The 9,736-nt window shown below is 68.6% G+C and carries 11 protein-coding genes; 9 read left to right on the top strand and 2 right to left on the bottom strand.

Annotation, left to right across the window (positions count from 1 at the left end; all coding sequences use genetic code 11):
• On the top strand, window positions 1-550 hold a 550-nt coding region (locus RMO40_RS16355; protein WP_309723684.1), incomplete at its 5' end, for an ATP-binding cassette domain-containing protein.
• On the opposite strand, the gene RMO40_RS16360 is transcribed toward RMO40_RS16355, so the two are convergent.
• Window positions 529-2,376: an ATP-binding protein gene (locus RMO40_RS16360; protein WP_309723687.1), complete on the bottom strand. Its 1,848-nt coding sequence runs from the start codon at window positions 2,374-2,376 to the stop codon at window positions 529-531. The genes RMO40_RS16355 and RMO40_RS16360 overlap by 22 nt on opposite strands.
• 159 nt (window positions 2,377-2,535) lie before the next feature.
• Here RMO40_RS16360 and RMO40_RS16365 point away from each other — a divergent pair, with 159 nt between their 5' ends.
• The 8 genes from RMO40_RS16365 (at window position 2,536) to RMO40_RS16400 (ending at window position 8,911) form a co-directional block, all read left to right on the top strand.
• A complete protein-coding gene (locus RMO40_RS16365; protein ID WP_309723689.1) occupies window positions 2,536-3,150 on the top strand; it encodes a TetR family transcriptional regulator C-terminal domain-containing protein in 615 nt (204 codons plus the stop codon).
• 73 nt (window positions 3,151-3,223) lie between these two features.
• Window positions 3,224-3,349, top strand: coding sequence for a hypothetical protein (locus tag RMO40_RS16370; RefSeq protein ID WP_309723693.1), 126 nt, complete (start codon window positions 3,224-3,226; stop codon window positions 3,347-3,349).
• On the top strand, window positions 3,349-4,272 hold the full coding sequence (locus tag RMO40_RS16375) for an alpha/beta hydrolase (RefSeq protein ID WP_309723695.1): 924 nt from the start codon (window positions 3,349-3,351) through the stop codon (window positions 4,270-4,272). Before RMO40_RS16370 ends, RMO40_RS16375 begins: the two co-directional genes overlap by 1 nt.
• Window positions 4,273-4,553: 281 nt before the next feature.
• Window positions 4,554-4,706, top strand: coding sequence for a hypothetical protein (locus RMO40_RS16380; protein WP_309723697.1), 153 nt, complete (start codon window positions 4,554-4,556; stop codon window positions 4,704-4,706).
• 10 nt (window positions 4,707-4,716) lie between these two features.
• Window positions 4,717-4,920, top strand: a complete 204-nt coding sequence (locus tag RMO40_RS16385; RefSeq protein ID WP_309723699.1) for a hypothetical protein — start codon at window positions 4,717-4,719, stop codon at window positions 4,918-4,920.
• A 192-nt stretch (window positions 4,921-5,112) separates the two neighbouring features.
• Entirely contained in the window at window positions 5,113-6,468 is a 1,356-nt protein-coding gene (locus RMO40_RS16390; protein ID WP_309723701.1) for a solute carrier family 23 protein, read from the top strand.
• A gap of 56 nt (window positions 6,469-6,524) precedes the next feature.
• Entirely contained in the window at window positions 6,525-8,066 is a 1,542-nt protein-coding gene (locus RMO40_RS16395) for an AMP-binding protein (RefSeq protein WP_309723705.1), read from the top strand.
• 29 nt (window positions 8,067-8,095) lie between these two features.
• Entirely contained in the window at window positions 8,096-8,911 is an 816-nt protein-coding gene (locus RMO40_RS16400; RefSeq protein ID WP_309723708.1) for a 3-hydroxybutyrate dehydrogenase, read from the top strand.
• 638 nt (window positions 8,912-9,549) lie between these two features.
• Here RMO40_RS16400 and RMO40_RS16405 read toward each other — a convergent pair.
• Window positions 9,550-9,736 (bottom strand): SDR family oxidoreductase (locus tag RMO40_RS16405; RefSeq protein ID WP_309723711.1); only part of this gene is annotated, 187 nt, incomplete at its 5' end.

Consider the following 9,736-nt stretch of genomic DNA (forward strand, 5'->3'; position numbering starts at 1 on the left):
GATGCTGCCGATGCGCCGGCGCATCCAGGTGGTGTTCCAGAAACCGAATTCCTCGCTGAACCCGCCCATCACCATCGGCCACACGCTGATCGAGCCGATGACGGTGCACGGCGTCGGCGCCAACCAGGCCGAGCGCGAGGCCCGCGCGCGCGCGCTGCTGGCCAAGGTGGGCCTCGACGAAAGTGCGATGCACAAGTACCCGCACGAGTTTTCGGGCGGCCAGCGCCAGCGGGTGGCGATTGCGCGCTGCCTCACGCTCAACCCCGAGGTGCTGGTGCTCGACGAGGCGGTCAGCGCGCTCGACGTGTCGGTGCAGGCGCAGGTGCTCAATCTCTTGAAAGACCTGCAAGACGAGCTGGGCCTGGCCTACATCTTCATCAGCCACGACCTCGCGGTGGTGCGCTTCATGGCCGACGAGGTGCTGGTGATGAAAGACGGCGAGGTGGTCGAGCAGGCCAGCGTGGCGCAGATCCTGGATGCCCCGCAGCAGGAGTACACGCGGCGCCTGATGAGCGCCATCCCGAAAGGCTACGTCGCCGCCGCCACCTGATCGAGCTGCGGCGCCGCCCGCAGCACCACCACCATGCGGGTGCCCACCCCCTCGGTGCTGTGCACCTGCAGGCTGCCGCCCATGCGCCTGACGAGCTGCTGCGTGATCACCAGGCCGAGGCCGCTGCCTGGCACCTTGGAAAACTCGGCCCCCAGGCGGTTGAAGGGCTGAAACAGCCGCGCGACCTGGTCGGGGCGCAGGCCGGGCCCGGTGTCGCGCACCGTCACCCGCACGTCGTCATCGACACGCTCGCACGACACCGCCACCTCACCCCCCTGGCGGTTGTATTTGATGGCGTTCGACAACAGGTTGGTGAACACCTGTTCCAGACGCCGCGCATCGGCCAGCACGCACAACGCACGGTCGGGCAACCCCACCTCAAGCACCACCTGCTGCGTGCGCGCCAAGGTTTCGACATGGCGCAGGCTGTTTTGCAGCGCCGGCGCCAGTGCCACCGCCACCACCGGCAAGGGCGCAGCACTTTCGTCCAGGCTGCTCAGGTCCAGAATGTCGTTGATCAGTGAGAGCAGGTGGCGGCCGGCGTCGAGCACGTGCTGCATGCGCTGCTTCTGCGCCGGTGTGGGCATGTCGACCGGGTCGGTCTGCAACAGCTCGGCAAAACCCAGCACGGCGTTGAGCGGCGTGCGCAACTCATGGCTCACCCGCGAGAGGAACTCGCCCTTGGCGCGGTAGGCGCGCTCGGCGGCTTCTTTTTCGAGCTGCAGTTCGGCGGCGCGCATCTGGTCGCTCACGTCGCGCAGCACGCCCACCATGCGCACGCCCACGTTGTCGCCGTTTCGGCTGACGTTGGCGATGGCTTCGACGTGGCGCACCGCTCCATCCGGCAACAGCAGGCGGTAGCGCTGGGTCGCCGGCGCCGGGTGGGCAATGAGGTGGCTCACCGCGGCGCGAAACCGGGCCGCGTCCTCCGGGTGCACCATGTCGCGCGTCAGGGCGCTCACCTCCATGCCGGAGACCGGGCCGTGCAGGCCATACAAGGCGGCGGCCCGTGCGTCCATTGACGCGTGGCCGCTGTGCAGATCCCACTCGAACAGGCCCATTCCGGCGGCTTCGGCTGCCAGCGCCCAACGCTCGCTGCTCTCGCGCAGCGCGTTCTCCACCTCGGCCTGCTGGCGCAGCAGGTAGGCGGTGAGAAAGAGTCCGCCCGCGGTGAGCCCGGCGGCCAGCACCAGGGTGGTGATGAGCACCAGCTGCCGTGCGGTGCGCGAGGCCTGGCCCAGCGTGGCGGAAAAAAGCTCCTCCAGCTCGGTCAGCCGCGTGTTGAGCTCGGGCAGGCCAGCCAACAGGACTTTCAGCTCGGGCGAATCGGAGTCGCCGGCCCGAATGTGCTCGTGCACCTTCAGCGCCAGCACGTTGAGATCGGCCAGGCGCTCGTCGGCGGCGGCCCAGATCGTGATGGCGTCGGCCATGAAGCTGACGCGCCGAAAACGCAGGAACAGATCGATCATGGCTTCGACGTCGTCGGGGTGGTTGCCCCCCGCGAGAAAGCCCAGGCGCGCGGCGTCGATGTCGGGCGGGTCTTGTTCCAGCGCCATGCGCGCGCGTCGGTCGCCGAGCGGTACCGCCAGCGCATTCTGGAAACGCAGGTAGTCGACCGGGTCGTGGCTGTCGATGTAGCGGTTGAGGTAGAAAACGGCGTCTTTCTGGCCCTTGGACCACAGGCTCTCGCCACCCACGTAAGCGCGCACCGCGGAAAGAATGTCGACACTGGCCACCGCCAGGGTGGCGAGCAAGGCCACGACCACCAGAAACGGGCCGATCATCAACCAGCGCATGCGCCCCTGAGCTACAGCTTTGCGAAGCAAGGTTCTCCCTCCGCGCCAACCGCGGTCAGGTGTACCACGAGCGCCGCGCGGCTGTCGATGTGGAACCTCGGGGGGGGGTGCGGCGCCGTTCACGCCATGCCATACCCAAGCCGCCCACAGTGGCTTGACACTTCGCACGATCGTGCGACACTGCGGCCCATGGAAACCAAGACCGAACGCAGCGAGCTCACGCTGGCTGCGATCCTCGACACCTCGCTGGCCATGGCCGCCGCCGACGGGCTCGACAGCCTGACCATCGGCGAGGTGGCCAAACGGTTGGGCCTGTCGAAGAGCGGCGTGTTTTCGCGCATCGGCTCGCGCGAGGCGCTGCAAGCCGCGGTGGTCGACGAATACGCCCGGCGCTTCCTGCAAGACGTGTTCACCCCGGCCATGCGCGAGCCGCGTGGCCTGCCGCGCCTGCACGCCATCATGCGGCTGTGGATGCAACGCGCCCGCGATGTCGAAACGCGCAGCGGCTGCCTCTATTGCGCCGGCGCGTTTGAATACGACGACCGCGAAGGCCCGCTGCGCGACCAGCTGCTCAGCCACGTGCAGCGCTGGCGCGGCGCGCTCAAGCGCACCGCCATCCAGGCCATCGAAGCCGGCCACCTGTTGCCCGACACCGACGTCGACCAACTCGTGTTCGAGCTCGACGGCCTGTTCATTGCGCTGATGCGCGAAGCGCGCTTCATGCGCGACCCACGCGCTGCCGACCGCAGCTGGGCGGCCTACGAGCGCCTGATCGCCTCGCTGCAAAGTTCTCCCCCGCGTTGAAAGCCGCCACAAGCCCCGGTCGACGCATTTTTAGCCTCACTTCGCACGATCGTGCGACACAAGGAGTTTCACCATGCTGATCGTTCTTCTGATTGCCTTGGGTACCACGGCCGTGCTCGCGCCGCTTGGCTTGTCGTTGCTCGCGTTGTGGTCGGCCGTGCCCCGGAGCAACGCCGACTTCCAGTGGCTGGATCTGTGATGAGCAGCCCCGCCACCCCGCGCGCTGCCAACCCGGCGAGCGGCTTCTACGCCGGCGTGCTCGCCCGCAGCCTGGGCCTGGCGCTGCGGCTGTCGCAGTCGGTGGCGCCGGCTGCCGCCACTCGCCTGGCCTTGCGCCTGTTTTTCACGCCGCTGCCACTCAAGCTTGCAGCCCGGCGGCAAACCCTGCCGGCTCCCTGGCGGGTCGAACACTGGTCGTTCGAGCAGGGTGCGGTGGCGGTGTACCGGCGTGCCGACGCCGACTCTGCCGGTGCCACCGACGCATCCCCGCGCCCCACCGTGCTGCTGGTGCATGGCTGGGCCGGCGACGCGCAGCAAATGCGGGGCCTGGCTGACGCGTTGGCCGCAGCCGGGTTCGACCCGGTGCTGCTCGACTTCCCGGCCCACGGCCGAAGCGGCGGCTGGCGCGCCAGCTTGCCGCAGTTCGTGCGGGCGCTGTGGGCCGCTTCGGCGCGGCTTGGGCCCTTGCACGGCGTGGTCGCCCATTCGCTGGGCGCGCTGGCCGCCGCCCATGCCGCCGCCAACGGGCTGCCGGTGGGTCGCCTCGCGCTGATCGCGCCGTCACCGCCACCCGCGCTGTTCTTGCAATGGTTCGCGCGCAGCCTGCGCCTGGGCGACGGCATCTCGCAGCGCATGGGCTCGACGATCGAGCGCGTCGAGGGCGTGCCGCTCACCCGCTTCGAGCCCGCGTGGCTCGGGCCGCGCCTGGCCCAGCCGACGCTGGTGGTGCACGACGAGGGCGACCGCGTGTCTCCATTGGCCGTGGGCCAGCGCCTGAGCCAGGCGGTGGCAGGCGCGCAACTGCTGGTCACACAAAGCCTCGGGCACCGCCGGGTGCTGGCCGACGCGGCCGTGGCCCAAGCGGTGGTGAGCCACCTGCGACCAAACGGGTCAGAGATGTAACGCCGCTCTTACGCCCTGGCCACAAATCGGCCGCCAGGCCGCCAAAAGACGGCGTTTTTTGTCGGCTGGCGGCCCCGGACGGCCGTGCGAGCACTGGCATGGAAGCTGCGCCTAGGCAGGCACACCCCCCGCCGCTCCGGGCTTCATCCGCCCCGCGGGAGACACCACAAAAAGGGCCAGCTGCCATGTCGTTGTTTCATCGCTCCGCTTCGTCTTCTGTGTCTTCTGGCTCACGCCGCGCCCGACCGGCGGCCCCGAGCTGCCGTGGTGGGGCATCGTCGATGCTGCGCCTCGCGCAACCGGCCTCGCCGAGCCAGGGCAACCTCGCCAGCTGGCTCAGCCGCGCCGCCAGCGTGCTGGCCCCGCCCGCCGCACAGGCCCTGGCCGTGCGACCCTCCGAATTTGCGCCCAGCCGCTGGCTGATCGGCCACTGAGCACACGGCCATGAACGCACGCTCCGTCGCCCGCCCGACAACGACCCCTCACATCGAACGACTCACCCAGAGGCAGCCGGCACAAGACTCCGGCTGGGCCACGCTGCCCGGGGATCGTTCTTTCAAGGTTTTGCAGCCGAGCCGCACACCGGCGCAGCTGTCTCTGTTCCCGCCGCCGGGCCAGGTGTCTGCACCTGCGCGCAACGGCCGCTGAATCGACAAAGGTTTCTCGACGCATGTGACGTCCAAAGGGAAGCGGGCACACCGGGGTGGATGAGAGCGAGCTCCCGGCCAATGTCCCGCTTCCCTCCTTTTTTCACTTGCTTCGAGAAGCTTTGGCGTCACCCCGAATGACGCCCTAGCCATCGGCTCCTACACTGCCCGCCCAAAGGCAGGAGGAGTCCCCATGAGCTATTTCCCCGCATGGCGCGTCAAGCGCCCCGTCCCCGGTGTCGTGGTCGCGCCCGACGAGCGCCTGCCCTGGCCGCAGACCTTTGCGATGGGCGTGCAGCACGTGATCGCGATGTTTGGCGCCACGGTGCTCGCGCCGCTGCTGATGGGCTTCGACCCCAACGTGGCCATCCTGATGAGCGGTGTCGGCACGCTGATCTTCTTTGCCGTCGTCAAAGGCCAGGTGCCCAGTTACCTGGGCTCCAGCTTCGCCTTCATCGGCGTGGTGATTGCCGCCAGCGGCTACGGCGGGCAGGGCGCGAACGCCAACCTCGGCGTGGCGCTGGGCGGCATCATCGTCTGCGGCGCGCTCTACACGCTGATCGGCGTGATCGTCGCGTACACCAATGTGCGCAACACCCAATCCACAGCCATCCAGGGCCTGGAGGTCAACGAGGTCGAGAACGACGTGGCCGTGCACTGGATCGAGCGGCTGATGCCGCCGGTGGTCACCGGCGCCGTGGTCGCGGTGATCGGCCTCAACCTCGCGAGCGTGCCGATCAAGAACATGGCGCCCACCAGCTTCGACACCTGGATGCAGCTGGTCACCTTCGTCAGCGTCGGCCTGGTCGCGGTCTACACCCGCGGCATGACGCAGCGCCTGCTGATTTTGGTGGGGCTGGTGGCCGCCAGCCTCGTCTACGCCGTGCTCACCAACGGCTTCGGCCTGGGCAAGCCGATCGACTTCACGGCCTTCCTGGCCGCGCCACTGTTCGGCCTGCCGCGCTTCACCACGCCGGTGTTCGAAGCCAACGCCATCTTCCTGATCGCGCCGGTGGCGCTGATCCTGGTGGCCGAAAACCTCGGCCACATCAAGGCCGTGAGTGCGATGACCGGGCGCGACCTCAACCCCTACCTCGGCCGCGCCTTTGTCGGTGACGGCATCGCCACCATGGTGAGCGGCTCGGCCGGCGGCACCGGCGTCACCACCTACGCCGAAAACATCGGTGTGATGGCGGCCACCAAGATCTACTCGACCGCCATGTTCGTGGTGGCCGCGCTGATCGCGGTGGTGCTCGGCTTCAGCCCCAAATTCGGCGCGCTGATCCAGACCATTCCGCTGGCGGTGATGGGCGGCGTGAGCATCGTGGTGTTCGGTTTGATCGCGGTGGCCGGCGCCAAGATCTGGGTCGACAACCGGGTCGACTTCTCCGACAACACCAACCTGATCGTTGCGGCCGTCACGCTGATCCTGGGCACCGGCGACTTCACGCTCAGATTCGGCGGCTGGGCGCTGGGTGGCATCGGCACCGCCACCTTCGGCGCGATCGCGCTGCACGCCTTGCTGCGGCGCGGCCAGGCTCGGGGCTAACCCTGATGTAGTTGCGCGTCTTGCGGGCTGCCCGATGCGGCTCGTACGCTCCGGGGATGAATCTCGCCCACTTGCTGCTGCGCAGCGCCCGCACCGCCGGCGAGCGCCCGGCCGTCTACCTTGGCACCGAGCTGCTGTTCGACTATGCGACGCTGGCCACGCGCGCGGCCACGCTGGCCCGATCCCTCTGCGAACAGCACGCGCTGCAGCCCGGCGACCGGGTGGGCCTCTTCATGAGCAACCACCCTGCCGTGCTGGAGATCCTGTTCGGCTGCTGGTGGGCCGGGCTGGCCGTGGTGCCCATCAACCCCAAGCTGCACCCACGCGAGGCCGACTACATCCTCGCGCACAGCCAGGCATCGCTGGCCTTCACCACCGCTGACATCGGGCCAGCGCTGGCCACGCTGGAGCAACCCACCTCGGCCCTGCGCGAGCTGATCTTCGTCGAGCAACCGGCCTACGACGCCCTGCTGCACGGCGAGCCACTCGCCGCACCCGTCGAACGCAGTGGCAACGACCTGGCCTGGCTCTTCTACACCTCGGGCACCACCGGGCGGCCCAAGGGCGTGATGATCACGCACCGCAACCTGATGACGATGACGCTGTGCTACTTCAGCGACGTCGACATGGTGCAGCCCGACGACGCCGCGCTGTATGCCGCGCCCATGTCGCACGGTGCGGGCTTGTACATCCTGCCGCACGTGCTGGCCGGCGCTCGCCACGTGGTGCCGCTGTCGGGGGGTTTCGACGCAGCCGAGGTGCTGGCGCTCGGCCGCCACTTCGGCGCGGTCTCGATGTTTGCGGCGCCGACCATCGTGCGCCGCCTGGTCGACCAGGCGGTGGCCCAGGGCGAAGACGGCACCGGTCTCAAGACCATCGTCTACGGCGGTGGCCCGATGTATGTGGAAGACATCCAGCGCGCACTGCGTGTGATGGGCCCGCGCTTCGTGCAGATCTACGGCCAGGGAGAAAGCCCGATGACCATCACCGCGCTGTCGCGCCAGCAGCTGATGGACACGCAGCACCCGCAGTACCTCGCGCGCCTGGGCTCGGTGGGCGTGGCGCAGTCGGCCGTGGAACTGCGCGTGACCGACGCACACGGCCATGACCTGCCCTGCGGCGAGACCGGCGAGGTGGTGCTGCGCGGCGACAGCGTGATGGCCGGCTACTGGCGCGACGAAGCCGCCACGGCGAACACGCTGCGCAACGGCTGGCTCTTCACCGGCGACATAGGCAGCCTCGACGCGCAGGGCTTCCTGACGCTGCGCGACCGTTCGAAGGACGTGATCATCAGCGGCGGCTCCAACATCTACCCGCGCGAGGTCGAAGAAGCGCTGCTGCACCACCCCGGCGTGGCCGAGGTCTCGGTCATCGGCCGGCCCGACAGCGACTGGGGCGAGGTCGTGGTGGCCTTCGTCGTCGCCCGCGAGGGCACACCGCTGGAGCCGCAGATGCTCGACGAGGTGTGCCGCGAGCACATCGCGCGCTTCAAGCGGCCCAAGGAATACCACATCGTCGACGCGCTGCCGAAGAACCACTACGGCAAGGTGCTGAAGACCGAGTTGCGCGCGCGCCTGGCGGCGATGCCGGCACGCTGAAACCCTTACCGATCGAAGAAAACCCACCCATGACCGCCACCACATCTCTCCAAGGCCGCACCGCTCTCGTGACGGGCTCGGTGCAAGGCATCGGCCTGGCCATCGCCACCCGGCTCGCGCAAGACGGCGCGCGCATCGTGCTGCACGACGTGGCCGCCCCCGAGCAGGCCGAGGAAGCCCTCGCCCGCGTGCGGGCCGCCGGCGCACCGAACGCCACCTACCTGCAGCGCGACCTGGGCCACACCGCGGAGATCGAAGCCTTGATGGCCGAAGCCATCGCCTGGCAAGGCGGCCTCGACATCGTGGTCAACAACGCCGGCATCCAGTTCACCGCGCCCCTGGTCGACATGCCTCCCGAGCGCTGGGACGCGATCCTCGCGATCAACCTGTCTGCCGCCTTCCACACCATGCGCCTGGCCTTGCCCGGCATGCTCGCGCGCGGCTACGGCCGCATCGTCAACATCGCCTCGGTGCACGGCATGGTGGCCTCGGCGCAGAAAGGGCCGTACGTGGCTGCGAAGTTCGGGCTGGTCGGCTTGACCCGTGTGGCCGCGCTCGAATGCGCAGCCGCCGGCTCCAGCCAGAGCGGCGGTGTGACGGCCAACTGCATCGCACCCGGTTGGACCGAGACCGCACTGATCCAGCCGCAAATCATGGCGCGTGCGGCGCAGCACGGCGGCGACCGCACGGCGGGCATCAAAGACCTGCTGAGCGAGAAGCAGCCGAGCCACCGCATGTCGGCCCCATCGGAGATCGGCGAAGTGGCAGCGATGTTGTGCCAGCCATGGGCGCACAACATCAACGGCATCACGCTGCCGGTGGATGGGGGGTGGACGGCGCAGTAGGTCGGCGCCTGCCCGTCATTCCGCGAAGGCGGGAATCCAGGATCGTGCCTCGCCTCCCCGTTCGGGCTGAGGTATCAAAGCCTTGTGCGTTTAGTCGTTGATCTTGTTCACTGTGTGAGGCCGCGCCGGGTGTTCGGCCCGGCGGCCGACCTCCTTTCTTGTGTCGACAAGAAAGGAGGCAAAGAAGCGACCCCAGCCTCCTCGGCCCTCGCGTTGCGAGGGCTGCCTTGCGCTGCTCGGTCTTTGCGGGTCGGGCAGAACTCACTGCGCGGCCTGCGGCCGCTGCGTTCAGACAGCCGCCCGAAGTCAGAGGTGGAGGCGCGCTGCGCGCGCTCCCGCAAAGCCCTGCGCTGCTCAGCTCGTCCGAAGGGGGAGACAACACCAGCCGGCGGCGCATCACTTCGTTCGCTGCGCTCACTTCTTTCAAACAGGCGGCGCGAAGTCAGATGTTGATGCGCGCTGGCGCGCGCTGCTGCAAAGCCCTGCGCTGCTCGACGACTCACCAAGGGGACCCAAGAGCAATGCGGTCGTTGCTTCGCAACATCCCCGTCTACGCCTCGCTTCGCATCGGCGATACCACCGACGCGAGGCACCGACCGTGGATTCCCGCCTCCGCCGGAATGACCGCAGGCGCCGAACTACTGCGCCGTCCAACCCCCATCCACCGGCAACGTGATCCCGTTGATGTTGTGCGCCCATGGCTGGCACAACATGGCCGCCACTTCGCCGATCTCCGACGGGGCCGACATGCGGTGGCTCGGTTGCTTCTCGCTCAACAGGTCTTTGATGCCCGCCGTGCGATCACCCCCGTGCTGCGCCGCACGC

Origin of the sequence: Rhizobacter sp. (assembly GCF_031412075.1) — a bacterium.
In the GTDB taxonomy this organism is placed as follows: domain Bacteria; phylum Pseudomonadota; class Gammaproteobacteria; order Burkholderiales; family Burkholderiaceae_C; genus Rhizobacter.